Source organism: Nonomuraea sp. NPDC049158, assembly GCF_040648335.1.
Taxonomy (GTDB): domain Bacteria; phylum Actinomycetota; class Actinomycetes; order Streptosporangiales; family Streptosporangiaceae; genus Nonomuraea.
In genome coordinates this window covers 69,090-95,728 of sequence record NZ_JBEZDM010000039.1, presented here as the reverse complement: position 1 = coordinate 95,728, position 26,639 = coordinate 69,090, and the positions used below count along the sequence as shown (strand labels likewise).

Annotated in this window: 22 protein-coding genes and 1 pseudogene; 12 read left to right on the top strand and 11 right to left on the bottom strand. The window is 70.3% G+C overall.

Going from position 1 to position 26,639, the window contains the following annotated elements; all coding sequences use genetic code 11:
• Window positions 1-28 precede the first annotated feature (28 nt).
• Window positions 29-2,107, top strand: a pseudogene (gene gcvP, locus AB0B61_RS47905) (aminomethyl-transferring glycine dehydrogenase); the annotation flags it as partial.
• A 316-nt stretch (window positions 2,108-2,423) separates the two neighbouring features.
• Window positions 2,424-3,233: a tetratricopeptide repeat protein gene (locus AB0B61_RS47900; RefSeq protein ID WP_358447517.1), complete on the top strand. Its 810-nt coding sequence runs from the start codon at window positions 2,424-2,426 to the stop codon at window positions 3,231-3,233.
• Between the two features lie 159 nt (window positions 3,234-3,392).
• Here the strand turns inward: AB0B61_RS47900 and AB0B61_RS47895 are convergent, their stop codons facing one another.
• Window positions 3,393-3,611 (bottom strand): hypothetical protein, encoded by a 219-nt coding sequence (locus tag AB0B61_RS47895; protein WP_358447515.1) that lies wholly within the window; start codon window positions 3,609-3,611, stop codon window positions 3,393-3,395.
• A gap of 416 nt (window positions 3,612-4,027) precedes the next feature.
• Window positions 4,028-4,381, bottom strand: a complete 354-nt coding sequence (locus AB0B61_RS47890) for a hypothetical protein (RefSeq protein WP_358447513.1) — start codon at window positions 4,379-4,381, stop codon at window positions 4,028-4,030.
• Window positions 4,382-4,463: 82 nt separating this feature from the next.
• Here AB0B61_RS47890 and AB0B61_RS47885 point away from each other — a divergent pair, with 82 nt between their 5' ends.
• Entirely contained in the window at window positions 4,464-5,054 is a 591-nt protein-coding gene (locus AB0B61_RS47885; RefSeq protein WP_358447511.1) for an alpha/beta family hydrolase, read from the top strand.
• Between the two features lie 216 nt (window positions 5,055-5,270).
• Here AB0B61_RS47885 and AB0B61_RS47880 read toward each other — a convergent pair whose 3' ends face one another.
• Entirely contained in the window at window positions 5,271-5,468 is a 198-nt protein-coding gene (locus AB0B61_RS47880) for a DUF5999 family protein (protein WP_214634349.1), read from the bottom strand.
• A gap of 203 nt (window positions 5,469-5,671) precedes the next feature.
• Window positions 5,672-6,232 carry a TetR family transcriptional regulator gene (locus AB0B61_RS47875; protein WP_357645222.1) on the bottom strand — a complete coding sequence of 187 codons (561 nt, stop codon included), beginning with the start codon at window positions 6,230-6,232 and terminating at the stop codon, window positions 5,672-5,674.
• 113 nt (window positions 6,233-6,345) lie between these two features.
• On the opposite strand from AB0B61_RS47875, the gene AB0B61_RS47870 reads away from it, so the two are divergent.
• Window positions 6,346-6,744, top strand: a complete 399-nt coding sequence (locus AB0B61_RS47870) for a hypothetical protein (RefSeq protein WP_358447509.1) — start codon at window positions 6,346-6,348, stop codon at window positions 6,742-6,744.
• A 246-nt stretch (window positions 6,745-6,990) separates the two neighbouring features.
• On the opposite strand, the gene AB0B61_RS47865 is transcribed toward AB0B61_RS47870, so the two are convergent.
• From AB0B61_RS47865 to AB0B61_RS47855, 3 genes are all read right to left on the bottom strand, one after another.
• Window positions 6,991-8,325 carry an RNA polymerase sigma factor gene (locus AB0B61_RS47865; protein WP_358447507.1) on the bottom strand — a complete coding sequence of 445 codons (1,335 nt, stop codon included), beginning with the start codon at window positions 8,323-8,325 and terminating at the stop codon, window positions 6,991-6,993.
• 172 nt (window positions 8,326-8,497) lie between these two features.
• Window positions 8,498-8,845, bottom strand: a complete 348-nt coding sequence (locus tag AB0B61_RS47860) for a hypothetical protein (RefSeq protein ID WP_358447505.1) — start codon at window positions 8,843-8,845, stop codon at window positions 8,498-8,500.
• A 46-nt stretch (window positions 8,846-8,891) separates the two neighbouring features.
• Entirely contained in the window at window positions 8,892-10,028 is a 1,137-nt protein-coding gene (locus AB0B61_RS47855; protein WP_358447504.1) for an AMP-binding protein, read from the bottom strand.
• 48 nt (window positions 10,029-10,076) lie between these two features.
• Between AB0B61_RS47855 and AB0B61_RS47850 the strand changes: the two genes are divergently transcribed.
• From AB0B61_RS47850 to AB0B61_RS47840, 3 genes are read left to right on the top strand one after another with little or no spacing between them, the layout of a single operon-like run.
• Window positions 10,077-11,021, top strand: coding sequence for an o-succinylbenzoate synthase (locus AB0B61_RS47850; protein WP_358447503.1), 945 nt, complete (start codon window positions 10,077-10,079; stop codon window positions 11,019-11,021).
• Window positions 11,018-12,676 (top strand): 2-succinyl-5-enolpyruvyl-6-hydroxy-3-cyclohexene-1-carboxylic-acid synthase, encoded by a 1,659-nt coding sequence (menD, locus tag AB0B61_RS47845; RefSeq protein WP_358447502.1) that lies wholly within the window; start codon window positions 11,018-11,020, stop codon window positions 12,674-12,676. The genes AB0B61_RS47850 and menD overlap by 4 nt, the downstream gene beginning before the upstream one ends.
• A gap of 55 nt (window positions 12,677-12,731) precedes the next feature.
• Window positions 12,732-13,166, top strand: coding sequence for a hypothetical protein (locus AB0B61_RS47840; protein ID WP_358447500.1), 435 nt, complete (start codon window positions 12,732-12,734; stop codon window positions 13,164-13,166).
• Between the two features lie 16 nt (window positions 13,167-13,182).
• On the opposite strand, the gene AB0B61_RS47835 is transcribed toward AB0B61_RS47840, so the two are convergent.
• Window positions 13,183-14,172, bottom strand: a complete 990-nt coding sequence (locus tag AB0B61_RS47835) for a LacI family DNA-binding transcriptional regulator (protein ID WP_358447498.1) — start codon at window positions 14,170-14,172, stop codon at window positions 13,183-13,185.
• Window positions 14,173-14,430: 258 nt separating this feature from the next.
• On the opposite strand from AB0B61_RS47835, the gene AB0B61_RS47830 reads away from it, so the two are divergent.
• From AB0B61_RS47830 to AB0B61_RS47810, 5 genes are read left to right on the top strand one after another with little or no spacing between them, the layout of a single operon-like run.
• On the top strand, window positions 14,431-15,657 hold the full coding sequence (locus AB0B61_RS47830; RefSeq protein ID WP_358447497.1) for a family 1 glycosylhydrolase: 1,227 nt from the start codon (window positions 14,431-14,433) through the stop codon (window positions 15,655-15,657).
• A gap of 7 nt (window positions 15,658-15,664) precedes the next feature.
• The gene (locus AB0B61_RS47825) at window positions 15,665-17,815 is read left to right on the top strand and encodes a hypothetical protein (RefSeq protein WP_358447495.1); all 2,151 of its coding nucleotides are present in this window, start codon (window positions 15,665-15,667) and stop codon (window positions 17,813-17,815) included.
• 33 nt (window positions 17,816-17,848) lie between these two features.
• Window positions 17,849-19,141, top strand: coding sequence for an ABC transporter substrate-binding protein (locus AB0B61_RS47820; RefSeq protein ID WP_358447494.1), 1,293 nt, complete (start codon window positions 17,849-17,851; stop codon window positions 19,139-19,141).
• Entirely contained in the window at window positions 19,138-20,070 is a 933-nt protein-coding gene (locus tag AB0B61_RS47815; RefSeq protein ID WP_358447492.1) for a sugar ABC transporter permease, read from the top strand. The genes AB0B61_RS47820 and AB0B61_RS47815 overlap by 4 nt, the downstream gene beginning before the upstream one ends.
• Before the next feature lie 29 nt (window positions 20,071-20,099).
• Window positions 20,100-20,957 carry a carbohydrate ABC transporter permease gene (locus AB0B61_RS47810; RefSeq protein ID WP_358447522.1) on the top strand — a complete coding sequence of 286 codons (858 nt, stop codon included), beginning with the start codon at window positions 20,100-20,102 and terminating at the stop codon, window positions 20,955-20,957.
• Window positions 20,958-21,123: 166 nt separating this feature from the next.
• Here the strand turns inward: AB0B61_RS47810 and AB0B61_RS47805 are convergent, their stop codons facing one another.
• The 3 genes from AB0B61_RS47805 to AB0B61_RS47795 all read right to left on the bottom strand — a co-directional run bounded on the left by AB0B61_RS47805 (window position 21,124) and on the right by AB0B61_RS47795 (window position 26,594).
• Window positions 21,124-21,474, bottom strand: a complete 351-nt coding sequence (locus AB0B61_RS47805; protein WP_358447490.1) for an STAS domain-containing protein — start codon at window positions 21,472-21,474, stop codon at window positions 21,124-21,126.
• A 711-nt stretch (window positions 21,475-22,185) separates the two neighbouring features.
• Window positions 22,186-24,261: a beta-galactosidase gene (locus tag AB0B61_RS47800; RefSeq protein WP_358447488.1), complete on the bottom strand. Its 2,076-nt coding sequence runs from the start codon at window positions 24,259-24,261 to the stop codon at window positions 22,186-22,188.
• A complete protein-coding gene (locus tag AB0B61_RS47795; protein ID WP_358447486.1) occupies window positions 24,201-26,594 on the bottom strand; it encodes a glycoside hydrolase family 3 N-terminal domain-containing protein in 2,394 nt (797 codons plus the stop codon). Before AB0B61_RS47795 ends, AB0B61_RS47800 begins: the two co-directional genes overlap by 61 nt.
• Window positions 26,595-26,639 lie beyond the last annotated feature (45 nt).

Below are 26,639 nucleotides of genomic sequence, written 5' to 3'. Positions count from 1 at the left end.
CAGGTCCTGGGTGAGCGTGTAGCCGCTCGGCGCCGACATCGCGATCGGCTCCTCGCAGCGCTTCGGCGTGCCGTTCGGCTTCGGCGGGCCGCACGCCGCCTACATGTCCGTACGCGAAGGACTGCAGCGGCAGATGCCCGGCCGCCTCGTGGGCGTCTCGGTCGACGCCGACGGCGCGCCCGCCTACCGGCTGGCCCTGCAGACCCGCGAGCAGCACATCAGGCGCGAGAAGGCCACCAGCAACATCTGCACCGCGCAGGTCCTGCTCGCCGTCATCGCCGGCATGTACGCCGTCTACCACGGCCCCGACGGGCTGCGCCGCATCGCCGCCCGCGTGCACCGCCACGCCGCCGCCCTGGCCGAGTGCCTGCGCCGCGGCGGCGTCGAGGTCGTCCACCGGGAGTTCTTCGACACCGTGCTGGCCAGGGTGCCCGGCCGGGCCGCCGAGGTCGTCCGGCAGGCCGCCGAACGCGGCGTCAACCTGTGGCAGGCCGACGCCGACCACGTCTCCATCGCCTGCGACGAGAAGAGCACCGCGGCCGACCTCGAGCAGGTCGCCGCCGCCTTCGGCGTCAGCGGGCCGGCGGCCGGCCTCCTCACCGACGAGGGGCTGGACACGCTGCCCGCCGCCCTGACGCGGGAGTCCGGCTACCTCACCCACCCGGTCTTCCACAGCCACCACTCCGAGACCGCGATGCTGCGCTACCTGCGCAGGCTCCAGGACAAGGACATCGCCCTCGACCGGTCCATGATCCCGCTCGGCTCCTGCACGATGAAGCTCAACGCCACCACCGAGATGGAGCCCATCACCTGGCCGGAGTTCGCCGGGATCCACCCCTTCGCGCCCGTCGGGCAGGCCGCGGGCTACCGCCACCTCATCGAGACCCTGGAGGAGTGGCTGGCCGAGGTGACCGGCTACGACGCGGTCTCGATCCAGCCGAACGCCGGATCCCAGGGAGAGTTCGCCGGACTGCTCGCGATCCGGGCCTACCACCGCGACCACGGCGACGAGCACCGCGACATCTGCCTCATCCCGTCCTCCGCGCACGGCACGAACGCGGCCAGCGCCGTCATGGCCGGCATGCGCGTCGTGGTCGTGGCCTGCGACACCGAGGGCAACGTGGACCTGGCCGACCTCGACGCCAAGATCGACAAGCATCGTGACGCGCTGGCCGCGATCATGCTCACCTACCCGTCGACGCACGGCGTCTTCGAGGAGACGATCACCGAGGTCTGCGCCAAGGTGCACGACGCGGGCGGCCAGGTCTACGTCGACGGGGCCAACCTCAACGCGCTGGTCGGGCTGGCCAAGCCGGGTGAGTTCGGCGCCGACGTCTCCCATCTCAACCTGCACAAGACGTTCTGCATCCCGCACGGCGGCGGCGGCCCCGGCGTCGGCCCGGTCGCGGTCCGCGGCCACCTGGCCGCCTACCTGCCGGGCCACCCGCTGCGCCCCGGCTCACCGGTCGGCGCGGTCTCCGCGGCCCCGTACGGCTCGGCGGGCATCCTGCCGATCTCCTGGGCGTACGTCAGGATGATGGGCGGCGACGGCCTGGCCGCGGCCACCGAGCAGGCGATCCTGTCGGCCAACTACCTCGCCCGGCGGCTGGCCCCGCACTACCCGGTGCTCTACACCGGGCGCGGCGGGCTGGTGGCCCACGAGTGCATCGTCGACCTGCGGCAGATCACCAAGGAGACCGGCGTGACGGTCGACGACGTGGCCAAGCGGCTCATCGACTACGGCTTCCACGCGCCGACCATGTCCTTCCCGGTCGCCGGCACGCTGATGATCGAGCCGACCGAGAGCGAGGACCTGGCCGAGCTCGACCGGTTCGTCGACGCGATGGTGGCCATCAGGGGCGAGATCGCGCGGGTCGCCTCGGGCGCCTACGACCGGGCCGACAACCCGCTGCGCAACGCCCCCCACACCGCCGAGGCCGCCACGGCCGACGAGTGGGCTCACCCCTACAGCCGTACCGAGGCGGCCTACCCGCTGCCCTCGCTGCGGGAGGGCAAGTACTGGGTGCCGGTGCGGCGCATCGACCAGGCTTACGGCGACCGCAACCTGGTCTGCTCGTGCCCGCCGCTGGAGGCGTACGAGGACTGACCGGTCTGTCGCGTCCGTGACTGATCCGGTTGTTACGTCTGCGACCGATCTGGCGTCGCGTCCGCGACTGATCCGGTTGTTACGTCTGCGACCCACCTGGCGTCGCATCTGCGGCTCGCCCGGGTCAGTCGCGACCGCGACTGACCCGCACGTCGCGTTCACGTGACCGTGGCCCTCTCCGCCGCTCCGTTCGGTAGGGAGGGCTACGCCCGTTTTCCGGGATTTTTTCCCGCCACCCAGGCTGAACGTGGCCAGGGAGAAGACATGATCACCGGAACTCGTTAGGCTCGGTCCGACCGTCGCCTAAGGAGCTCTCTTGACGTTCTCAGAGCTGCAGGTCCCGCCTCTCGACACCGCTCGCCGCCTGGCCGAGCACGGTGACCTCGACGGCGCGGCGGCCATACTCAGCGAGCTGGCCGCCGACCCCGAGGAGCCCGACCGGGCGCAGGCCGCCGTGGGCCTGGCCGTGGTGCTCGACGAGCGGGGCGACCCTGAGGGGGCCCGGGCGGCCGCCCGGGTCGCGCTGGCCACCGGGCATCCGGAGTTCGCCGCTCAGGCGGCCTGCCACCTCGCGCAGGGCTTCGAGCGCGAGGGCCGCACCGAGCAGGCCAGGGGGGCGTGGCAGGCGGTCCTGGGCGTCGGCACGGTCGCCTACATTCCGCTGGCACGTCTCGCCCTGGCCCGGCTGGCCGTACTGGCGGGCGACTACGACGAGGCGGAGGACGAGCTGCGGGCCGCGCTGGCCGCCGCCGGGCCGGACACCGGGCCGGACGTCGGTGCGCACGCCGCGCAGCAGCTGGCCGAGCTGCTGCTGGAGCGAGGCGAGCCGGGGGAGGCGGCCGAGGTGCTGCTGGAGGCGCTCGAGGTGGCCTCCCAGGACGACGTGGCCCGGCTGCGCGTGCAGCTCGGCATCGCGCACCTGGAGCTCGCGTGCGCGGAGTTCGCGGGGGCGGTGGAGGACGGCGGTGACGCGCCGACGAGCGGCCTGGCCATCGAGCTGCTGGCCAGGACCCTGCCGCTGCGTGGCCGCGTCGACGACGCGGGCCGCGTCTGGACGTACGGGCTGGAGCACGAGGACGAGACGCTGGCCGCGGAGGTGCGGCTGCGCTACGACCGCGACACCTGACCGACCTCCCCGCCCCGTGAGCGTCTCCAGGACGCCCGCGCCCGTCTCGAGGACGCCCGCCCCGTGAGCGTCTCCAGGACGCCCGCGCCCGCCTGCCGCTCCATCCGCCGGCACTATGCGGTCGGTGAGGTCTCCCTCGCCGACCGCACCACCGAGCGGTCAGTCCGCCGCCAACGGCTGCGTGTGGGGCCGGGCTTCCTGGGTGGCCGCCCACGAGGCGAGCAGGCGCAGGCCCTTTTCGGAGGGTGAGCCGGGTTCGGCGGTGTAGATGGTGAGGTCGGGGTCGGCGATCATCTGCGAGCCCTCGAAGGCGAGGGTGAGCTTTCCGACGACGGCGTGGTGGAAGCGTTTGGTTCCGGTGCCGTGCCGGCGCCACATACCTCCTGCAGAGCATCTACGGACTTTCCCCGCAGTGGTACGCGGCCGCCTTCGGACTCAACTCAGCCGGTTTCTCCTGACGCTTGGCGTCCCAGAGCACCGGACCGGCGCCGCTGATCAGGCGATCCCAGTGGGACCGCGGCAACTGAAGGGTCAGCGCCGTAAAGACCTGCGCCCCCTAGCTGCTGGTGGACCGGGAACTCGAGGCATGGCCGCCGGGCCTGAGTGAGCATCTCGCACCCTGAGGGCAGGGGGTCAGAAAGGTGTTTTCAAGCGCCTACGTGGGCCTGCTTTCGAATGGCGTGAGGAGAAGCGGGCTGGTCATCTCGCCTGTTGGTGAGCGGCCGGCCAGCCGCTGATCGCCCAACTGCTTTCGGGGCATGGCAGTGCGACTCACGTTCACTGTTCAGGAACGGTCAGCCGCGGCGCATGATGGCGGCCGCTGCGGCGACGTTGATCAGGACGATGGCGAACCAGGCGATGGCTAAGCCGAACCCACCCCCGCGGGACGCCGCGATCGCCGTCAGCGGGATGCCGATGCCCATCGACCCCAGCGCGATCGGGATCATGGCCGCCCCCGGGCTCTTGGACCTGGCCGGGCCGGGACCGGCGCCGTGGGCCTGGAGCTCGGCGCGCACCCGGGCGGCGATCGTGGCGTCGAGCCGCTCCACGAACGACTCGACCAGGGCGGCTTCGTATTCGGGGCCGAGGTCGCGGCGGGCGTCGAGCGTCGCCTGCAGATCCTCGCGGATGGGGCGCATGTCTGGCATGAGGTTCATCATCGCGGCTGCGCGGCACGCCGTCATCAGCCCTGAGGGCCATGGTGAACTCATCCCCAGGTACGGTTCTGACATGCGGATCATGACCCCGCGCGGCCCGGCGCAGGTCGAGTTCGACGAGGTGGAGCGGCCCCGGCTGCTGCTGGTGCTGACGCACGGCTCGGCCGGGGGAGTGGACGCGCCCGATCTGCTGGCGGTGCGCGACGCGGCGCTGAAGGTGGGGGCCGTGGTGGCCAGGGTGACGCAGCCGTTCCGGCTCGCGGGGGCGCGGGCGCCGGGCTCGGCCGTCCGGCAGGACGAGGCGTGGGAGGTCGTGTTGGGTGAGCTGCGGGCGCGGTGGCCGGGGCTGCCGCTGGTGCAGGGCGGCCGGAGCAACGGGGCCAGGGTGGCCTGCCGTACGGCCGAGGTGGTCGGCGCGGTCGCGGTGGTGGCGCTGGCCTTCCCGCTGCACCCGCCGGGCAGGCCCGAGAAGTCGAGGGCCGGCGAGCTGCGCGAGGCGGGCGTGGACGTGCTGGTGGTCAATGGGGACCGGGATCCGTTCGGCGTGCCCGACGCGGCCGACGCGGCACGCCTGGTTGTGCTGCCGGGCGAGGGGCACGACCTGAAAAAGGACCCCGCCCGGGTGGGCGAGGTGGTCGCCGAGTGGATCGTCGGCTATGGGTGAGCGGCGTCCCCAAGGGGCGCCGGCGAACGGGGTCACGGCTCAGAGGACGCGGCCCAAGAGATGCGGCCCGAGGGCTGCGGTTCACAGGAGACGCGGTTCACAGGAGACGCGGTTCAGAAGACGCGGTTCAGGAGACGCGTAAGCGGGTCGTGGCTCCGAGGCTGCGCTGCGTGTGAGCGGTTCGTGGCTCTGGGGTGCCGGTGAGCGGGTAGCGGCTCAGGCGGCGCCGACGAGCGGATCCGGGCGGTGCGGAGCGATGGCGGTGCCGCCAGGCAGGAGCTCCCCGGTGTCCTCGAAGAGGACGACGCCGTTGCAGAGAAGGCTCCACCCCTGCTCGGGGTGGCAGGCGAGGGTACGTGCGGCCTCGCGGTCGGGCGCCTCGGCTGCCGGACAGGCCGGGTCGTGCGGGCACATCGGCGTGCCTCCGATATCTCGTGAATGGCTCCCGCAGGTAGGAAAGGGGCGGGAACAGCTTGGGTGTTGTCTTTCTTTCAAGTGTGCGGCGTATGTCACACGTTCGGACATAGTCCGTTAGGACTGTTACAGGAGGATGCGAAAGTGTGACCTTCGACACAGCGTGCCTTATACAGGATAACGGTCCAAGCTCGACACGCCCACTAGCTTTGCAAGCCCTTCAGCAAGGCGTCGAGACCACGCTCGAAGTCGACGTCGGCGCGCTCGTCGCGCCTGGTCCACTCGTCGACCTCGGGGTCGGCCCAGCCCGACTGCTGGACCTCGACGGCGACGCTGCCGAACACGAAGGCCCGCAGCGCTCGTACGGCCTCCGGCGCGTCGTTCAGGCCCGCGTCGGCGAGTTGCTCCGTCTGCTCCCTGATGGCCAGCGCGGTGCCGCCCTTGGGCGGTTTGGTCAGCGCGAGCGCCAGGACGCCGGGGTGCTCACGCAGCAGCTCGCGACCGGCCCGGCACCACGCCCTGGCCGTGTCCTGCCAGGTGGGGCCCTGCTCCACGTGGACGGCGGTGACGTGCTCGGCCAGCGCGTCCATCAGCGCCTCCTTGCCCCGGGGCAGATGATGGTAGATGGCCATGGCCTCCACCTGGAGGGCGTCCCCGAGTCTGCGCATCGTCAGGCGCCTGAGCCCTTGGGAGTCGGCGATGTGGAGGGCGGCGTCGATGATGCGCTCGCGGGAGAGCGGAACCGGCGGTCTCTTGGCGGGCATGGAGATCATCTTACTATGTAAAGGGCGCGGCGTGGGTCCGATTATGGAGCGTGTCGCGGTCGGGCGTACGCTGGTCGCCTGATACGAGCCGATTGGGATGAGGGGCAGAGTCGATGGCGTTTTTCCGGCCGCGGGTGAGCCGCGAGGCCGAGGTCCGCTACCACGCGGACGTGGAGATCTCCAAGAGCTACCCCGAGTTGCTCGACAAGGCCAGGCTGGCCGAGGGGACGCTGCGCGACCTGCGGGCCGCCGCCGCGGATGAGCTCGAGTTGCTGGCCGCCGGAGTGGCGTTCGACAAGGCGCTCAGCGAGGCGCTGCGGGCGGCCGAGAGCGGGCAGCGGGCCACGTTCGGGGTCAAGGCCTACGACGACCGCATCGCCCGCCGCAAGGCCAAGGCGACGCCCACGGGGGCCACGTGGACCGCCGAGGTCGATCGGCTGCGTACGTTGCGCGAGGACAACCGGCTGTGGGGCATCCCGCGCGTGCCGCGCCCGGTGCCCGCCGTCCGCTAGCCTCCCGCCCCATCCTCGACTGGTTCGTCACGCGACCGTCTCGACCTCTGTGACGGTCTGTGGTGGCTGGTGTCCTTTGGGGGGATGCCCCCGTCGTGGTTAGGGTTCCTCATCCCTCGGAAGGGCTAGCCCAACGGGGAGCGGAAAGACGGTCCGTGGTGGCTAGGGTCGCTCAGGAGGAATAAGGCGGTCCGCCAGAGACATGACGAAGCCCCGGCACGAGGAGTGCCGGGGCTTCGTCGCGGATCAGCTGGCCCAGTCGAGCAAGGGGCGGGTATTGCTCGGGTGGCGCAGCTTCGAAAGCGATTCCTTCTCGAGTTGCCGGATGCGCTCCCGGGTCAGGCCCAGGTGCTTGCCGATCTCGTCGAGTGTGTGCGGTTTGCCGTCGACCAGGCCGAAGCGCAGAGCCATGATCTTCGCCTCGCGCGGCGTGAGGTTGCCGAGTACGCCGCGCAGCTGGTCGCCCAGCAGCTGGCGGTCGACGATCTCCGACGCCTCGGGGGAGTCGACGTCCTCGATGAGGTCGCCGATCGTGGTCTCGCCGTCCTCGCCGATCGTCGCGTTGAGCGAGATGGGCTGGCGGCTGGTGCGCAGCAGCTCTTCGATCTGGTCGGGGGTCTTGTCGAGCTCGATCCCCAGCTCCTCGGGCGTGGGCTCGCGGCCCAGCCTCTGGTGCATGTCGCGCTCGATGCGCGACAGCTTGGAGAGCATCTCCAGCACGTGTACGGGCAGGCGGATCGTCCGGGCCGAGTCGGCGAAGCCGCGCTGGATGGCCTGCCTGATCCACCACATGGCGTACGTGGAGAACTTGAAGCCCTTGGTGTAGTCGAACTTCTCCACGGCCCTGATCAGGCCCAGGTTGCCCTCCTGGACCACGTCGAGCAGGGACATGCCGCGGTCGGTGTACTTCTTGGCGACCGAGACGACGAGCCGGAGGTTGGCCTCCAGCATGTGGTCCTTGGCCGCCCTGCCGTCCTCGATGACCAGTTCGAGGTCGTCGCGGGCGGCGGCGGACAGGCCGGGGTTGGTCTCCAGCTTGTACTCGGCGTACAGGCCGGCCTCGATCCGCCTGGCCAGCTCGACCTCCTGGGCGGCGGTGAGCAGCGTACGGCGGCCGATCGACTTGAGGTAGGTGTGGACCGAGTCGCCCATGACCGACTGGTTGTCGTCGAGGTCGAGCGGCTCGGACTCCAGCTCGGCTTCGTCCGAGGCCGCGGCCTCGGGGCTCAGCGCGAGCTCGTCGGGGGCGTCCTCGTCCTGCGCGGCGGACCGGGCGGACTCGGCCGCGGCATCCGTCTTTGGCTCCGCGGCCTTCGAGCGGGTAGACTTCGCTCGCTTGGTCGTGGTCTTACGGGCGGTCTTGCGTGCGGCCGCCTTCCCGAGCGACGGCTCGTCCTCGGCGGCGAGGCTGACACCCGCCTCGGTGAGTTCGCGCAGGATCGAACGGCCGTCCGAGGGGCTGAGGCCGGCTTCGGCGAACGCGTCACGCAGCTCCGCCAAGGAGAGGTGACCCTGCGCTCGCCCTCGGTCAATCAGCTGGTCGAGGGTCGTGGATGGGGTCGCCACGGCGGTTCGGGGCATGAGGACACCTCCTCCATACGGAGTCGAATTCGATCAGACCAAGATTGTGGTGGGGCGGCTGCGGCCGCTCGGCGCACCAGTATCAATAACGTCGTCCAGCGCCATTTGTTCCCGGAAGGACAAAAAAGGGGCGGACCGCCCTAAAGGTGGCCCACCCCACACGCGAGGGGCGTCACTCCCCGGTGGTGAACTCGCCTGGCTTCACCTCGGGCATGGGCATGGGCTGGGCGTCCTGCATGCGCTCGTCCGTCCAATACTCGATGACCTTCTGCGGGTCCGGGTTGAGCTCCTTGGACGCCACGTTGCCATCACTCGGCGCGGGCGAGGCGGTCAGCTTGGAGAGCTGATCGGTCTGGACGGACGGCGGCTGGGCGGACGGCTCCTTCTCCACCACTGCTCTGGTCTCCTTACCGACCCTCTCGAGCCTGCCCGCCGAGGCGGCCGCCGCGACTGAGGCTCCGCCGACGAGGATCACGCCGACGACCGCCGCGGATGCCCACATCTTGCGGGTCTGGTTCATGAAGGCTCCCTCCTTGCTCTCCTCCATAAGACGCACCCGCAACTCATCAGGTTCCTGTCCTAAGGCGAACGAGATCCGTTTTACCATTCGCTAGCAGCGGCAAACGGGACATCAGCCGCAGTTGGCGCGGCGCGGCGTAGGCGGGAAGCCGGTCGGTGGAGTAGGCGCGGAGCTGGTCCAGCGTGGGCGGGCCCGCGGGGTCGGCGGGCACCACGACGGCCACCACGATCTCGCCCCATTCGGGGTCCGGCCGGCCGATCACGGCCACCTCGGCCACCTCGGGGTGGCCGCCGAGCACCTCGGCCACCGAGGCGGCCACCACCTTCTCGCCGCCGGTGTTGATCACGTCGTCGGCCCTGCCCAGCACGCGCAGCCGGCCGCCGGTCAGCTCGCCCAGGTCGGAGGTGACGTACCAGTCGCCGTCGAAGGGGGCGGGCTCGCCGAAGCGGTAACCGGAGAAGAGCACCGGGCCGGCGACGCGGATGCGCCCGTCGTCGCCGATTTTGAGATCTACATTGTAAAGGGGCTGGCCGTCGTACACGCAGCCGCCGCTCGTCTCGCTCATCCCGTACGTCGTGACCACCCGCGCGCCGAGCGCCCGAGCCTCGGCGACCAGGCCGGCCCGCGGGGCGGCGCCGCCGAGCACGATGGAGCGGAAGACCGACAGATCGGCGTTCAGTTCGACCAGCCGGTGGAGCTGCGTCGGCACCAGCGACACGTGGTCGGCGCCCGAGGCGAGCACCTCGTGGGGGTCGAAGCGCGGGTGGATGATCGGCTCGCTCTCGCAGAGCAGGGCGCGGACCAGCACCTGCAGCCCCGACACGTGGGAGGGCGGCAGGCAGCACAGCCAGCGCTCGCCCTTGACCGCCTCCAGGCGGCGCAGCGAGGAGGCCGCCGAGGTGCGCAACGCGGTGGCCGACAGCATCACGCCCTTGGGCGCTCCCGTGCTGCCGCTGGTGGCGATGACCACGGCCACGTCGTCGGGCACGCCCTCGCCGTCGTCCTGGCGGGCGCCGTTGACGTGCGTCGGGCGCAGCGCGCCGGCGGCGCTTCCGTCAGGCAGGGGGAGGATCGCCGGGCCGTCGCCCGACAGGGCGTCACGGATCGCCGCGAAGAGCTCGGGTCCTGGGGGTCCGACCACGGCGTGCAACGGCCGGTCCGGATGCGACGGCTTCCTCAACATGCTCGTAAGGTTAATGGCGACAAGTCGGTCAGCGGTGCAGGGAGGGTCGTGACGCGTTCTCCCGTGCATTTCCGGGCTCCCGTCGTCTTCCGGGTCGCGATGCGCACCCGTTTCCGGGGTCAGACCGTCAGGGAAGGGATTCTGCTGCACGGTCCGGCCGGTTGGGGCGAGTTCTCGCCGTTTCCCGAGTACGGTCCGCGCGAGTGCGCCCGCTGGCTGGCGTGCGCCCGCGAGGCCGCCTTCGAAGGCTGGCCGGAGCCGGTGCGCGACAGCGTGCCGGTCAACGCGACCGTGCCGGCCGTGGGCGCCGAGCAGGCCTTCGAGCTCGTACGCGGATCGGGCTGCGGCACGGCGAAGGTCAAGGTGGCCGAGCGGGGCCAGAGCTTCGCCGAGGACCTGGCCCGGGTGGAGGCGGTGCGTGACGCGCTCGGCCCGGCGGGCAGGCTGCGCGTGGACGCCAACGGCGCCTGGGAGGTCGGCGAGGCCGTACGCCATCTGAAGGAGCTCGACCGCTTCGACCTGGAATACGCCGAGCAGCCCTGCGCCACGCTGGAGGAGCTGGCGGCGGTGCGGCGGGCGGTCGACGTGCCGATCGCGGCGGATGAGTCGATCCGGCGCGCCGAGGACCCGCTGCGGGTCAGGGCCGCGGAGGCGGCCGACATCGCGGTGGTCAAGGCGCAGCCGCTCGGCGGGGTGCGCGACGCGTTGCGGGTGGTGGAGGCGTGCGGGCTGCCGGCGGTGGTGTCGAGCGCGGTGGAGACCTCGGTGGGGCTGGCGGCGGGGCTCGCGCTGGCCGCGGCGCTGCCGGAGCTGCCGTACGCGTGCGGGCTGGGCACGATGCCGCTGCTCATGGGTGATGTGGTGGACGATTCGCTGGTGCCCGTGGACGGGCGGCTGGCGGTACGACGTCCTGCGGTGAATTTTCAGCTTTTGTCGTCATTTGAGATTGAATCTCCCTCGTGGCTTCGCCGGATGCAGGAGGCGTCACTGTGAACCCCGCTACCGCACTGGCCACGGTCCTGGTCGACGAGCTGGTGCGCTGCGGCCTCACCGATGTCGTGATCGCGCCCGGTTCGCGCTCGGCCCCGCTGGCGCTGGCGCTGCACGCCGAGTCGCGGGTGCGGCTGCACGTGCGCATCGACGAGCGGTCGGCCTCCTTCCTGGCGCTCGGCCTGGCCAGGCGCGCCGAGCGGCCGGTCGCGCTGATCTGCTCGTCCGGCACGGCCGCCGCCAACTTCCATCCGGCGGTCGTCGAGGCGAGCGAGTCGGGCGTCCCGCTGCTCGTGCTCACCGCCGACCGCCCGCCCGAGCTGCGCGGCACCGGCGCCAACCAGACGATCGACCAGATCAAGCTGTACGGCTCGGCGGTCCGCTGGTTCGCCGAGGTCGGCGTGCCCGAGGACCGGCCGGGGCAGGTGGCCTACTGGCGATCGCTGGCCTGCCGGGCCTACCAGCGCGCCTCCGGGCCCGCCGCGCCGGGGCCGGTGCACCTGAACCTGGCCTTCAGGGAGCCGCTGATCCCCGACGGCGACACCTCGTGGTGTGAGTCGCTCGACGGCGACGCCAACGGCCCCTGGGTGCGCGCCCGCGTCGCGCCGCCGCCCATCGCCCTGCACATCCCGCCGACCAGGCGCGGCGTGCTGGTGGTCGGCGACGGCGCCGCGAACGTCCGCCGCTACGTCGCCGCGGCCGGCATGGCGGGCTGGCCGGTGGTGTCGGAGCCGAACGGCGGCGGACGCTACGGCGACCACGCCGTGTCCACCTACCACTACCTGCTCGGCACGCCCGAGTTCGCCGACGCCCACCGGCCCGACGTGGTGGTCACGCTCGGCCGTCCCGGGCTGTCGCGGCCACTGCTGTCGTGGCTGCGGCGGGCCGGGGAGCACATCGTGGTCGCCACCGACCTCGACCGCTGGCCCGATCCGACCCGGTCGGCGACGCAGGTGGCGCAGGCGGTGGAGATCCCGGTCGCCTCGGGTGACGACACGTGGCTGCACGCCTGGCGGCAGGCCGACCAGGCGGCCAGGTCGGCCATCGACGAGGTGCTCGACGCCTCGGGCACCAGCGAGCCCCGGCTGGCCCGCGACCTGGTCGACGCGATGCCCAACGGGGCGCTGCTGTTCTGCGGCTCCTCGATGCCGATCCGCGACCTGGACCAGGCGATGCGCCCCCGGCGGGGGCTCCGGCTGCTGGCCAACCGGGGCGCCTCGGGCATCGACGGGCTGGTGTCGTCGGCCATGGGGGCGGCGCTGGCGCACAACGGGCCGTCGTACGCGCTCATGGGCGACCTGTCGTTCCTGCACGACCAGAACGGCCTCATCCTGGGCCCCCGGGAGCCGCGGCCCGACCTGTGCCTCGTGGTGGTGAACAACGACGGCGGCGGCATCTTCTCCCTGCTGCCGCAGGCGGCGGTCAGGGATCCGTTCGAGCGGGTCTTCGGCACGCCGCACGGCGTCGATCTCGGTTATGTGGCCGCTTCGACGGGCACCCCGTACCAGCTGGTTGAGGACCTGTCCGACCTGCCCAAGGCGCTGCGCGGCGAGGGGCCGCGCCTGGTGGAGGTGCGTACGGACCGGGAGGCGAACGCCGTGGTGCACGCCCGGCTGCGCGAGGCCGCCCACGCTGCGATCCGGGACTGCATGACCTGACCCGTCAGGTGGGTGATTCCCGGTGATTTGGCCGGTCTTCGCGTATCCTGCGGCTGTGGGATCCGAGTCTCCTACGGCGGTGGACACCGAGCCGGCTCAGTCGCGCGCCGCGGCGGCGGCGCCGACGGTATCGGGGCGGGGGGTCGCGGAGGCGTTCGTCGCTCTGGCCGACACGCTGGTCACCGGTTCCGACGCGGCCGATTTCATGGGTCTGCTCACCGAACGCTGCGTGCGGCTGCTGGATGTGGACGCCGCGGGGCTGCTGGTGACCGATCAGCGGGGGGAGCTGCGGCTGATGGCCGCCTCCAGCGAGCGGGCCCGGTCACTGGAGCTGTCCCAGCTGCGGTACGCGCAGGGGCCCTGCCTCGACTGCGTCGGCGGCGGCCAGGCCGTGCACTGCCCGGACACGGACGGCGCCGAGGCGTCACTCTGCGTTGGCGCATCTTGGTCTCCACTGGATGTTCATGCGGTGCCGCAGGCACCGTCTTAAAGCGCGGCAGCGGGGATTACGAGCGGGGAGAGGCGGTGGAGCCCCGGACGACCAGGCTCGGGATGACCGAGAAGTGCACCGCCGACGTGCGGCCTTCGATGCGCTCCAGCAGCAGCCGCCCGGCCGCGCTGCCCATGACGACTCCGTCCTGGTTGACGGTGGTCAGCGCGATGTTGGGATGGGCGGCCACCCTGGTGTTGTCGTAGCCGGCCGCGGAGACGTCACCCGGGACGGACAGGCCGGCCTCGTGGAGGGCGGCCAGGACGCCCAGAGCCGCCTGGTCGGAACCGGCGAAGATCGCGGTGGGGCGAGGGGAGCGGCTCAGCAGTTCGAGGGCACCGTCGTAGCCGCCTTCCTCGGAGTAGGAGGTCGCGGCGACGGCGATCTCGCCGGCCAGCCCGTGATCACGCATCACGCGCTCGTAGGTCTCGGCTCTGATGCGCGGCATCTGGTCGGCCGCCCGTCCGTGCTCCTGCTGGAAGGTGATGTGCCCGATGCGCCGGTGACCGAGCGCGATCAGGTGGTCCATGACGAGCTCGGAGCCGACCCGGTCGTCGTCGACGATCGAGTCGTAGGCCGGCGATCTGTCGTGCCTGCCGAGCACCACGGTGGGAATCTCGCGCGCCACCTGCTCGATCTGGGTGCGGCCGACCAGCGGAGCGATCATGAGGATGCCGTCCACCTGCCGGTCTATCAGAGCGTCCAGGGCACGTTTCTCGGTCTGGTCGCGCGTGCCGCCCTGGATCATGATCGCCTGATAGTCGGACTCGGTGAGCTGATCCACCAGGCCGGTCATGATCTCGGCGTAGAACGGGATCCCGATGTGCCGCATGAGCACGCCGATGGTGAACGCCCGCCCGCGTAGCGCTCGCGCGGCGGCCTGGGGGCGGTAGCCGAGCTCGTCGATGGCCCGCTTGACGCGTTCGCGCATGGCGTCGCTGACGCCGTAGTCGTTGCGGATCACCTTGGAGACCGCCGCCTTGGACACCCCGGCGTGTTTCGCCACGTCGGAGATGGTCACTCGTCGTCGTCGCGCAGGCGCGACCATGGGCGTCCCTTCTCGAACCGAGTCCTGTCCGGTTCCACGGTGCCGAGATCGCGTAGACCGGTCTATGCAAGATAGCGGAAGATCGAAAGTGCAACCGTTCTGGCTGGTAGCAACTCCGTAGACCGATACACATTTTTCCCTTGACCTTCTCTCGGCGTTACGGCTACGTTGACTCGCATTCGGGGCCGACCCTGATGGCCCCGGCCGCACCGACACATGATCGAGAGACGCATGCACACCTTCCCCGACGGCTTCCTCTGGGGCGCGGCGACCGCGCCGCACCAGGTCGAGGGCGACAACGTCAACAGCGACTTCTGGGCGCAGGAGGAGCGCATGCCAGGGGCGGATCGCAGCGGCGATGCCCTCGACAGCTACCACCGCTACGCCGAGGACATCCGGCTCGTCGCGGAGTCGGGCCTGAACACCTACCGCTTCGGCATCGAGTGGGCGCGCATCGAGCCGGTCCCCGGGAGGGTGTCCCGCGCGGCGCTCGCCCACTACCGGCGCATGATCGACGAATGCCTCGCCGCGGGCGTCACCCCGTTCGTGACGATCCACCACTTCACCTCGCCGAGGTGGTTCGCCGAGGAGGGCGGCTGGCGCGGCGAACGGGCCGTGGACCGCTTCCGCGCCTACGTCGAGACGGCCACCTCGATCCTCGACGGCGTCGAGTGGGTCTGCACGATCAACGAGCCCAACATGCTCGCGATCATGGTGCGCGAGGCGGAGGCGACGCTCGATCCCGGCTCGGGCCTGGAGTGGCTGAGCCCCACGCTGGAGGCGGACACGCCCCGGCCGGTGAAGCCGGCTCCGCCGGTGGAGATCGGCCGCCGTCTCATCGAGGCGCACCACGCGGCCCGGGAGGTGCTACGGGAGCGCACGGACGCCCGGGTGGGATGGTCGGTCGCGAGCCGCGCGTTCGAGACCCGCCCCGGGGCGGAGGAGGTGCGCCGGAAACTGGAGTACGTCTGGGAGGACCTCTACCTCGAGGCGGCGCGTGACGACGACTTCATCGGGGTGCAGGCCTACTCGGCGCAGTGGGTGGGGCCGGACGGTATCGAACCGCACCCCGTGCGTCCGGACAACACCCTCGTGCGTACGGCGTACCGCCCCGACGCCCTCGGCATCGCCGTCCGGCACACCGCCGACGTGCTGCCCCACGTCCCGATCGTCGTCACCGAGAACGGCATCGCGACCGGCGACGACTCCCGGCGCGTCGCCTACACGACCGCCGCGCTGGCCGCGCTGTCCGAGGCGATGGGCGCGGGTGTGGACGTGCGGGGCTACATCCACTGGAGCCTGCTCGACAACTACGAATGGGGCCACTGGGACCCGACGTTCGGCCTCGTCGCCGTTGACCGGGAGACGTTCGAGCGCCGGCCCAAGCCGAGCCTCGCGTGGCTGGGCGATGTCGCCAAGGCCGACACGCTCCCAGAAAGGTAAGGCGACGATGCCCGAGGCAATCGACCGGCGCCGACTCGTGCGACGGCACAACCCCGTGCTGACGTCCGCGCACCCCGCTGACGTCCTCACGGTCGGCAACGGGGACATCGCGCTCACGGTCGACATCTCCGGACTGCAGACGTTCCCGTCCTTCCACGAGCTTGTCCCCGACCCGCACCGCGTCGTTCGCGATGGACTGTCCGGCCTGCCGGAGCAGGCCCCGCGCGTCTTCGACGCCGACGACTTCCAGATCCCGCTGCGTACCCAGTCGACCTGGGGCTGGTACGAGACGCGCGCCGGCCGGGAGCTCCGGCTCGAGGACGCGACCACCCTGTACGAGACATCCCGCGGCCCGGTGCCCTACCTCGACCGCATGGGCCTCCAGCGGGCCGGCGACCCGATCGCCGAGGAGTTCGTCGCGGGCGCGTGGTACCACTTCAATCCCCGCCGCGCCCACCTCGGCCGCCTGGCCCTGGTCCGCCCCGACGGGACGGGGCTCGACGATCCGGCCGCGCTGACCGATGTCCGTACCGAGCTCGACCTGTGGACGGGAACGATCCAGGCCGCGTACGTCCTCGACGGCGAGCGCGTCCGCGTCACCACCGTCGCCGACCCACGGGATCACCGCTTCGCCGTGCGGGTCGAGTCGGAGCTTCTGCCGCGCGGATGGGGCGTCGCCTGGGTGTTCGACGAACAGCCGGACGACCTGGCCGCCTTCGAACTCCCGCTCACGCAGGAGACGATCTGGGACCAGCGGACGGAGCGCCACTGGAACGCACAGCGCACAGTGGAGGCGCTGACCTACGGCGTGGGCGTCCGCACTACCGGCGGCTTGCGCGAGGAAGCCGACTCGGTCGTCGCGCACACAGACGCCACCGTTCTCGAGGTCGTGGTGACGCTGACGCCGGATCAAGGCCGGCAGCAGGACAAGGACGACTTCTCAGCCGTCAGCGCGTCCGCGCGGACCTGGTGGGCGGAGCACTGGAGCACCGGTGCCGCGGTCAGCCTCGCCGGGAGCACGGACGCGCGCGCTGAAGAACTGGAACGTCGCATCGTGCTCTCGCAGTACCTCATGGCCGTCAACAGCGCCGGAGTCATCCCTCCCGCGGAGTCCGGTCTGACGTACAACACCTGGTCGGGCAAGTTCCACCTCGAGATGCACTGGTGGCATGCGGCGCATTTCCCGATGTGGGGCCGAGGGCACCTGCTCGAGCGCAGCCTGGGCTGGTATCACGACGCCCTGGAGGCGGCGAGGGCGACCGCCCGCCGGCAGGGCTATCGCGGAGCCCGCTGGCCGAAACAGACCGATCCGTCCGCGCGCGAGTCGCCGAGCAACATCGGCGTCTTCCTCCTGTGGCAGCAGCCGCACGTGATCTACCTGCTGGAGTTGCTGCGTGGTGAGGGGCGCGAGGAGTCGTTCCTGCGTGGTCACTACCCGCTCGTCGAGGCGACCGCCGACTTCATGGCCGACTTCGCCGAGGAACGCGACGGATCGTACGTGCTGCCGCCTCCGCTCATTCCCGCGCAGGAGAGCTACCTCGTCGATCGGGCGACGACCGCCGATCCGACGTTCGAGCTGGCGTACTGGTCGTGGGCGCTCGGCGTGGCGAACGAGTGGCGAACCGAGCTCGGTCTCGAACCGAGCCGGGAGTGGGACCGGGTGGCGCGGAACATGCGCCGGCCCGCGTTGCTGCCCGACGGAACCTACGCCGCGATCGCCACGCCCCCGCTGCTGATCCGCAAGGATCACCCGTCCATGCTCATGGCGTTGGGGTGGCTGCCGGACACGCGCCTCGTGCAGGCGGCCACGATGTCCGCGACGCTCGACTCCGTATGGGAGCACTGGGACCTGCAGTCCAGCTGGGGCTGGGACTACCCCGTCATGGCGATGACCGCGGCCCGCCTCGGCGACGCCGGCCGGGCGATCGACGCCCTCCTGCTCCCGTCGCCCAAGAACGTGTTCCTGCCCAACGGACACAATCCGCAAATGCCGGGATTTCTCACCATTTATCTGCCGGCGAACGGCGGGCTGCTGGCCGCGATGGCGCACATCGCCACGGCGGTGAACCAGGGGGCAGGGCTTCCCGACGGTTGGGTGATCACTTCAGAAGGACTGGGCGCGCTTCCCCGCCCCAGCGCCATGTCCACCCCTGAGTAGCTCTTCACGCACACGGAAGGAGAGGCGAGGACCATGGGTACGAACTCCACAGCACGCATCGCCAGTCGTCGCACCATCATCGCGGCCGGATCATGGGCGATTGCTGGGACGCTTGCTCTGGCCGGCTGTTCGTCGTCCGAAAAGGCCGCCACCGGGGCCGTCGGACTGACGTTCATGAACCAGTCGCGCGGGCAAGAGGCCGCGCTCACCCAGCTCGCGAAGCAGTACACCACGAAGACCGGCATCAAGATCACCATTGACTCGCCCGGACCGGCCGACTACCTGCCCAAGCTCCAGGCCAAGGCGCAGTCCAGATCCATGCCCGACATCTATTCGTCATTCGCCGCGACTGAGATGGCGCCGTTCTACAAGGCCGGCTGGGCGATGGACCTTTCCGCCGAGTTGAATGCCGGTTGGAGCAAGAACTTCAGCCCCGCCGTGCTCAAGATGTCGACCTTCCAGGAAGGCAACAACCTCGGGGTCAAGCCCGGTATCTACTCGGTGCACTGGGAGACGCAGACGTACGGCTTCCTGATCAACCCGGCGCTGACCGGAATGTCGGCGGACAAGCCGCCCGCGACGACGGCCGCGTTCACCGACGCGCTCGCCGCGAAGGGAGCGAAATTCTCCATCGCGGCCTCGCAAACACCGTTCTTCATCCAGGCCCTGGCCTCGAACTGGCTGACGGACGCCGAAATCGAAGCCACTTTCAACGGGAAAGCCAAGTGGAAACAGGACGGCTGGCGCAACGCCTTCCAGTTCCTGGTCGACCTGAAGAAGGCCGGCGTCATCGCGAACGACGCTCTTCCCGGCGGTCAGGACGACAACCCGAATGTGGAGTCGTCCTTCTTCACCAAGAAGATGGGCGCGATCTTCGACGCCTCTCCCGGGGTCTCGGTGGGTCTGAGGACGAACCCGGAGTTCGGCGACTACTTCTCCGCCGGACTCCCCACGGCTCCTGAAAGCCTCCACGAGCCGCGCTCGCCGGGTGTCCCGGGGAAGGGCGCGGTGATCAACCCGAGGGGCGACCATCCCAAGGAGGCGCTCGCGTTCGTGAAGTGGCTGAGCGAGCCCGCGCAGCAGGCGGTGTTCGCCAAGACCGCTCGCATCCTGCCCAGCAACCCCGAACTCCTCGCCAGCGCGGACATCCCCGGCCAGCTCGCGGGCTTCGCCGCCGGCGTGAAGGGCATGCAAGTCATGTCGACGACCTTCGCCCCTGACGTGAACACCGCGATCAAGGCGGAGTCCCAGCGCCTGGTGCTGGGCGAGGCGACGGTGGACGACGTGCTCGACACCATCCAGGCGGCGCAGGATCGCACGTCATGACGACGTGGCGACTCGCGGTTCCCGTGCGGCGGCGAAGGCCGCCGCGCGGGAGGCGCGCCCTGCGGCGCAACCTGATCGGCTGGTTGTTCCTGGCTCCGGCCATCGCGCTCATCGGGATCTTCACGATCACGCCGTTCGCGCAGGCGATCCTGTTGAGCTTCCAGTCCTGGGACGGCGTCAGCCCCGACACCCCGTGGGTGGGGCTGGCCAACTACGACTTCGTCGCCTCCGACCCGATCTTCTGGGCGTCCATGCGCAACGTCGTCTTCTTCGGTGCCGTCGGTTTCTTCCTCGGCAACGGCATCGCGTTGGTCATGGCGCTGGCCGTCAACAGCGTCGCGCGCGGCAAGACGTTCTTCCGCACCGTCTTCTACCTGCCGGGCGTGTTGTCGGTGGTCGTCGTCGGTCTGCTGTTCTCCTTCATCCTGGCCCCTGGGTCCGGCATCCTCAACCGGCTGCTCGGCCTGGTGGGTCTGGGCACGCTCCAGCAGAACTGGCTCGGCGACCCGGCCGTCGCGCTGCCTGTCGTGGCGGCGGTGTTCGTGTGGTTCCACTGGGGGTTCGGCTTCCTGCTCTTCCTCGCCGGGCTGCAGGACGTCCCGAAGGAGCTGTACGAGGCCGCCGACCTCGACGGCGCGAACCGCTGGTCGAAGTTCCGGTACATCACCTGGCCGCAACTGGCCCCGGTCACGTCGATCGTCAGCCTGCTCACCCTGCTCGCCGCGCTCCAGATCTTCGGAACCGTGCAGGTGCTGACCAACGGCGGACCAGGCAATCACACGATGGTGCCGACCCTCGCGATCTACAACGAGGCGTTCGTCAACTGGCGTTACGGCAGCGCCGCGGCCATGTCGGTCATCTTCGGCGGCGCCCTCGTGCTGCTGTCCGTCCTCCAACTCGCGATCACCAGGCGGAGGTCCCGCGTATGAGCAGCCGGACGACAGGAAGGGCCGTGGAGATGCCCGTCGCCTCAGCACCGGCTCGCCCACCCCGTCGGGGGGTAGGCCTCGACAGGGTCGGCCTGTACGGACTGCTGGGCGTGGCCGCACTGATCGCGCTGTTCCCGCTGCTGTGGATGCTGTCCGGATCCCTGCAGAGCCTCACGGAACTGCTCTCGAACGAGCGCTTCCTGCCGGCCGACCCGCAGTGGGGCAACTACGTGACCGCGTGGGTCCAGGGCGAGCTCGGCGTCTACCTGCGCAACAGCGTGATCTACACCGGATCCGCCGTCATCGGCATCCTGCTGGTCTCCAGCCTCGCCGGGTACGCGCTCGCCCGGCTCGACTTCGCCGGCAAGGGCGCGTTCACCTTCGTCATCCTCGCCGTGATGATCATCCCGGCGCCCGCCATGTTCCTCGCCCAGTACAAACTGCTCATCTCGCTCGGCCTGACGAACAACCCCGTGGGCTATGTCCTAGTCCTGATCACCTCGGGCATCCCGATGTCGACGCTCATCATGCGCAGCTTCTTCGTCAGCCAGCCCCGCGCTCTGGAGGAGGCGGCCGCGCTGGACGGCGCCGGTCCGCTGCGCATCTTCTGGCACGTGATCCTCCCGCTGGCCAGGCCCGGCATGGCTGCCGTGGCGGTCATCCAGGGGCTGGGGGCGTGGAATGAGTACCTCATGGCGCTCGTCCTGTTCGACGACAACTCCCTCATGCCCATCCAGCGCGGTCTGACCTCCTTCACCTCCGCCGAGACGCCGCAACAGCAGATCCTCCTGGCCGCCACGACCATCTCGATCGTGCCGGTGGTGATCTTCTACCTGATGGCGCAGCGTCACATCGTCAAGGGCATCGGCGCGGGCGCGATCAAGTAAGCAGGGCCCGCCGGCACCGCGGGTGCGCACGTGCGCGGGGCGGCTCGGGGCGCGGTGCCGGTGTTGCCACCGGTCCGTTTCCCCGTGCCGCCGTCATCCCGCCGCGCGGCGGCGATGGAAAGGCCGTTCCCCGGCTGGATCCAGCCGATCTCTCCGACCCCGAGTCCTATAGGGGTTTGTACGGTGGCAGGCGTGTGGGAAAGTGACGGTTGAGCCCGGTGATCAGGAGCAGCCGGTCGACCTGCGGGGGGATCCCGGACAGCAGCAGCGGTATGGCGTTGCGCCGCGCGTGATCGTGAATGCTCACCAGGGCGCCCAAGCCGGCCGCGTCGATGAACGACAGCCCGCTCAGCTCCATGACGACCTCGTCGATCTTCCGGTGTCCGTTGAAGGTCTCCCTCAGGACGTCGAGCAGGTGGTCACGCAGCACCGAGGTGGTGGCGATGTCCAGCTCCCCGGAGACGTGCACGATAACTTTCGCCCCCTGACGGCTTGTCGTCAGGTGCAGTGGCTCCATGGGCTCGGCTCCCCTGTTGTGTTCCCACACTGGAACATCTGCCGACTGTGGAGCCTTCTCCCCATCGGGCCCCTCACGAGCCCGGGGACATGCCCGGCCGCCAACTTCGACACCTGACGTGGCGCGGGGTCCGGACGCCACAAGGAATCGCAAATGCGATTTGCACCAGATGTGTGGATTGTCACTTTGTGTAACCGTGTGCTTCCAGAACGAAGTGTACAAGTCCTTTGAAGCTCAGAGGGTCAAGAGCTGTGATACGAGCCAGAAATGATGACCACAGTTCACTAACTGCTCCGGCGGGCGCCTCTGGGGATTGCTGTAGGCCTGGGGGAAATTCCACCAGATTTGCCTGATCTGTACTGATATTGGGCTCGCCAGGCGGCCCCGATGCCGCCCGCCACGAAGGCAGCCGAGCGCTCCTCCCAGCCCGCCGTCGGCAGTTCGTCCTTGCTCTCGAACAAGCTGATACATGGAGCGCTTCGACACCCCCGCCGCCTCCAACGGCCGCTCTCGGGAACTCGGCTTCGCCTCGATGGTCAAACCGCGGGGATAACGCGGTTCCGGCGAAACGCAACCGATCGGTTTGCGACGGAGTTTCCAGGTGATACCCGACGCCGTTCAGTTCGCTGAGTGCGCCCGTCGCCCGGTCGAGGAGCCCGGACAGCGGGGTCGTCCCGTCGCCAGGACCTCACGCGGTGCGTACCCTCACGATCATGTTTCCAGCAGGACGCGCACGTCCCAGGGGCCGAGCCGTACCTGTGCGCCGGGCTCGTGCCCGATGTCGTCGAGCACATCGCGCACTGCGACCGGGATGGTCACCGTCGTCTCCTGCCAGGTCCAGTTGTGCAGGAAACGGACCCGGCGGCCGTCCGTGGCGGTGGCGCCGGTGCAGGTGACGCCGGTCGGCAGCAGCCCCCAGGGTCCGGCGTCCGGCAGCAGCCAGCGAAACAGGGACTCGCCCAGGGCGGGGTTCGGGATGGTGCCGACGTAGGTGATCCGGCCCTGCCCATGTCGGTGGGTGGTGACGGCGGCGAACCGCCCGAAGTGCGGGTGGTCATAGGTGGCGAGAACGTCGGCGCCGTCGGTGTGCAGCCCGTCCGCCCAGCGGGTGCCGGCCGCGTCTTCGGGCAGGGTCAGCGGCGAGCCGTCAGGGGCCTGCAACGGCAGCTCCGCGTCGAGGTTGCTGAACTCGTCGTACCAGGCTCCGGCGGCGTGGGCGAGGCGGGCGGGCTGGACGTCGCGGCGGGCGCGGGCCTCGTGGTCGGCGTAGCAGGACCGCGGCCCCAGCACCAGGTGCCCGCCTGCACCGGCGTAGGCGGCCAGCCAGTCCAAGGTGGCGTCGTCGGCCACGTACAGCCCGGCGGCCACCAGCACCGGGTGCCTGTTGGCCATTTCGGCCGGGTCCTCGGCAACGGCTTGCCCGGCATGCAGCACTCGCGTCTGAAGGCCGGCGTCGAACGCGCCCCGGTAGAAGGCGTCGAAGATGGCCTCGTACGAGCGCCCGTCCGGGCCGCCGTCGGATGCGGCCAGGGCCGGCTGGGCGATCATGGCCCACTTGCTGGGGTGGGAGTACAGCATCGCGGCGTTCGCGTCCGGCGTCAGATTCGCGACCAGGTCGCCGGCCCGCTCCAGCTCGACGCCGATGCGGGCGATCTCCCGATAGGTGCGGCCGGGACGCCCGCTGTGGGGCAGCACGCCGCCCCAGTAGGTTTCGCCGCCGAACACCAGCGTCCGCCAATGCCAGTACTCGACCATGGACGCGCCACGGGCGACGAGCGCCCAGGCGGCCTGGCGCCACTGCCCGTCGTATCCGGGCTGGTTGACCCAGGACGGGCCGATGGCTTGGGCATTGGTCTCGGTGACGAAAAACGGCTCCTGGCGGGAGGAGTACATGCGGTCAGCCACCCGGTAGAACGCCCATGTGTCCTGGCTCGCCCAGTTCTGGCCGCCGCCCCGCTGTGCCGGCAGGGCGAGAGCGTCCTGCATCCCGTAGTACGGGTTGCCGGTGGCGACGTCGAGCCGCCGGGTCAGGTCGTCGTCGGCGACGGCGGGCCGGTCGTAGGCGATGCAGGTGGTGACGAACTGATCGGTGCGGGCGTATTCGCGGACGATGTCAGCCTGCCAGGCGATGAACTCGGTGACCTGGTCGACCTGGAAGCGCCGCCAGGCCTGCTCGTACTGCGGTTGGACGTTGCCGTCCGGCCTCCACAGATCGGCCCAGTCCGACAGCCGGTGCGACCAGTAGACCAGCCCCCACTCCTCGTTCAGCGTTTGCACGTCGCCGTACTGCTCGCGCAGCCGGTTCACGAAGCGCTGGAAGATGCCGTGGTTGTGCAGGAGGTGCAGGCCTGGCTCGTTGTCGACCTGGTAACCGATGACGGCGGGATGATCGGCGTAGCGCTCGACGACCTTGCGGATGATGCGCTCGGCGTGGAAGCGGAACGCCGCGTGGGTGAAGTCCATTTCCTGGCGCGCACCCCAGCCCATACGCTGCCCGGTCGCCGCCTCACCGGCGATCTCCGGGTAGAGGCGGGCCAGCCAGGGCGGCGCGGCGTAGGTGGGCGTGCCGAGGATGACGCCGATGCCGCGCTCGTGCGCGCCGTCCAGCGTCGGTTGCAGCCAGTCCAGGTTGAAGTGGCCGTCGTCCGGCTCCCAGGTGGACCAGACGGATTCGCCGACCCGGATGACGGAGAAGCGCGCTTCGGCCATCAGGTCAAGGTCGGTCTTCAGCAGTTCGGCGGGGTGGTATTCGGGGTAGTAGGCGGCGCCGAACAGTACTCGCGACATGCGGATTCCTTCGCGGTCGTGGTCTCGGACAGGAAGGCGCGCTCACTGCTGGTGAGCACGCGGGGCTTGCCGATCAGCTCGAACGATCCGCTCAGCGCGCGGTCGTCGGAGTCGAAGCCGAGGAAGACCTCGACGGTGGCGGGTTCGACGGCGAAGTCGTGGGCCAGGTTGGTGCAGCCGAGCTGGGCGGCCGAGACGTGGAAGGTGACGCGGCAGGACTGGCCGGGGGCGAGTTCGACGCGGTGGAATCCGGCGAGCTGCTGCGCCGGGCGCGTGACGCCCGAGGTGTTGATCCGCAGGTAGAGCTGGACGAGCGTGGCTCCGGCGAGCGCTCCGGTGTTGGTGACGGTGGCGCTGATGTCTGCCGTGCCGGTCGTGTCCACCTCGGGATCGCATGCCAGGTCAGTGAGCGTGAAGTCGGTGTAGCTCAGACCGTGGCCGAAGGCGTACAGCGGCGTGGCCTCCATGTCCAGGTAGTGCCGGGGGATGTGGGCCGGGAGCGGGCTGCGGTAGCCGGTGCCTGCCTTCTGGTGGTGATGGACCGGGATCTGGCCGCTGTGGCGGGGGACGCTGTAGGGCAGCTTGCCACTGGGATTGACGGCGCCGAAGAGCACCTCGGCCACCGCCTTGGCCCCGTACGGCCCGCCGAAGGTGCTCACCACGATCGCGGCGGCCTCGCGTACCACCTCGGGCAGCGCGTAGGCCCGCCCCTGGACGAGCACCACCACGAGTGGCTTGCCGGTGGCGGCCACCGCCTCGGCGAGCCGGGCCTGAGCGGCGGGCAGCGAGATGTCGGCGGAGTCGCTGTCCTCTCCCTCGGTGCGTTCACCGGTGAACCACAGACTCGCGCCGCCCAGGGCGAGCACCACGACATCGGCTCCGCGGGCGGCTTCCACGGCCCGCTCCACCGCCTCCTGCCCCAGTGGCCGGGTCATCGTGCAGCCCGGCTCGGTCAGCACGTCGCCGGCGAATGTGGCGATCTCCTCGGCGAGCGGACGGGCTCCATAGCGGTCGCGGGCCAGGGCCGCCACGTCCACCGGTGAGAACAGCCTGTCGAACCATGAGGATTTGATCTCCTCGGCGCCCGCCATGGTGCCGTGTTCGCCGAGCTCCAGGCCGTTGACCGCCTCCCGCCACGCCGGATAGGTGTAGGTGGCGAACTGCCGGATCACGGCGTCGGCGTGCGGGCCGATGACCGCTACGGTCAGCCCTTCCTGAGGCAGGGGCAGGGTGCCGTCGTTCTTGGCGAGCACCACCGACCGGCGGGCGAGCTGCTGCGACAGCGTCTCGCCCTCGCGCGCCACGGCGGTGATGTCGATGTGCTCCTGCGGATACGGGTTCTCGAACAGCCCGAGTTCGAACTTGGCCCGCAGCACCCGCCGTACGCAGGCGTCGACGTCGCGCACGTCGAGCCGCCCCTGTTCCACCTCCGCGACGAGCGCGGACCCGTAGGCGAACGGTGTCGGGAACTCGACGTCCAGCCCGGCGGTGATCGCCAGCCGGCCCGCCTCGCCGGGGGTCGACGCGGCCCGCTGCCGGGTGACCACTTGTTCGAGGGTCGCGTAGTCGGCCGACACGAAACCGTCGAAGCCGAGTGTCTCGCGCAGCAGGCCGGTGAGCATCTCCCGGGAGATGCCCGCCGGGATGCCGTCGATGTCGGCGTAGCCGTTCATCACCGACTTCAGGCCGGCGATCTGGATCGCCGCCTCGAAGGGGTAGGCGAACAGGTCCCGGGTCTGCCGGGAACCCGCCTCGAACGCCGACTGGTTGCGCCCGCCCGCCGTGACGGCATAGCCGAGGAAGTGCTTGCCCGTGGCGAGCACGCCCTCGGCGAGGTCGGCGCCCTGCAGACCGCGGGTGAAGGCGACGCTGAACGCGGCCGCCAGGTACGGATCCTCACCGTAGGTCTCGTGCACCCGGCCCCACCGGGGATCGAGCGCGACGTCCATCACCGGTGACAGCGCATGCGGCAGCCCTGTGCGGCGCATCTGGCGGCGGATGAGGTCCGTCATCTCCTCCACCAGCTCAGGGCTCCAGGTGGCGGCGAGCCCGATGGCGGTCGGGAAGACCATGTGACCGCCCGCGAGGAACCCGTTCAGCGCCTCGGCATGGAGCAGCGCCGGAATGCCGAGCCTGGTCCCCGTCACGAACCGATGCTGGATCGTTCCTACCAGGCGTGCCAGTTGAGCGGGGTCGTCGACGATCAGCTGGGCGACATGACCCGGCGGATTCACCAGCAGTTCCTCGGCGCACTCCGCAGCTGAGCCGTCTGCGCGGACCAGGGACCACGGCATGACCGAGGTGAGCTGGCCGCATTTCTCCCCCAGGGTCATCTCCCTCAGCAACAACTCGGCTCGGTCATCGGCCGGCAAGCTGGT

Coding starts and splice junctions, on each gene's coding strand:
- AB0B61_RS47805 (WP_358447490.1), bottom strand. CDS start 21,474: ATGGAGCCACTGCACCTGACGACAAGCCGTCAGGGGGCGAAAGTTATC.
- AB0B61_RS47865 (WP_358447507.1), bottom strand. CDS start 8,325: ATGCCCCGAACCGCCGTGGCGACCCCATCCACGACCCTCGACCAGCTG.
- AB0B61_RS47810 (WP_358447522.1), top strand. CDS start 20,100: ATGCCCGTCGCCTCAGCACCGGCTCGCCCACCCCGTCGGGGGGTAGGC.
- AB0B61_RS47855 (WP_358447504.1), bottom strand. CDS start 10,028: ATGTTGAGGAAGCCGTCGCATCCGGACCGGCCGTTGCACGCCGTGGTC.
- AB0B61_RS47830 (WP_358447497.1), top strand. CDS start 14,431: ATGATCGAGAGACGCATGCACACCTTCCCCGACGGCTTCCTCTGGGGC.
- AB0B61_RS47890 (WP_358447513.1), bottom strand. CDS start 4,381: ATGCCAGACATGCGCCCCATCCGCGAGGATCTGCAGGCGACGCTCGAC.
- AB0B61_RS47815 (WP_358447492.1), top strand. CDS start 19,138: ATGACGACGTGGCGACTCGCGGTTCCCGTGCGGCGGCGAAGGCCGCCG.
- AB0B61_RS47885 (WP_358447511.1), top strand. CDS start 4,464: ATGCGGATCATGACCCCGCGCGGCCCGGCGCAGGTCGAGTTCGACGAG.
- AB0B61_RS47860 (WP_358447505.1), bottom strand. CDS start 8,845: ATGAACCAGACCCGCAAGATGTGGGCATCCGCGGCGGTCGTCGGCGTG.
- AB0B61_RS47880 (WP_214634349.1), bottom strand. CDS start 5,468: ATGTGCCCGCACGACCCGGCCTGTCCGGCAGCCGAGGCGCCCGACCGC.
- AB0B61_RS47795 (WP_358447486.1), bottom strand. CDS start 26,594: ATGACCCTGGGGGAGAAATGCGGCCAGCTCACCTCGGTCATGCCGTGG.
- AB0B61_RS47895 (WP_358447515.1), bottom strand. CDS start 3,611: ATGTGGCGCCGGCACGGCACCGGAACCAAACGCTTCCACCACGCCGTC.
- AB0B61_RS47800 (WP_358447488.1), bottom strand. CDS start 24,261: ATGTCGCGAGTACTGTTCGGCGCCGCCTACTACCCCGAATACCACCCC.
- AB0B61_RS47870 (WP_358447509.1), top strand. CDS start 6,346: ATGGCGTTTTTCCGGCCGCGGGTGAGCCGCGAGGCCGAGGTCCGCTAC.
- AB0B61_RS47820 (WP_358447494.1), top strand. CDS start 17,849: ATGGGTACGAACTCCACAGCACGCATCGCCAGTCGTCGCACCATCATC.
- AB0B61_RS47875 (WP_357645222.1), bottom strand. CDS start 6,232: ATGCCCGCCAAGAGACCGCCGGTTCCGCTCTCCCGCGAGCGCATCATC.
- AB0B61_RS47825 (WP_358447495.1), top strand. CDS start 15,665: ATGCCCGAGGCAATCGACCGGCGCCGACTCGTGCGACGGCACAACCCC.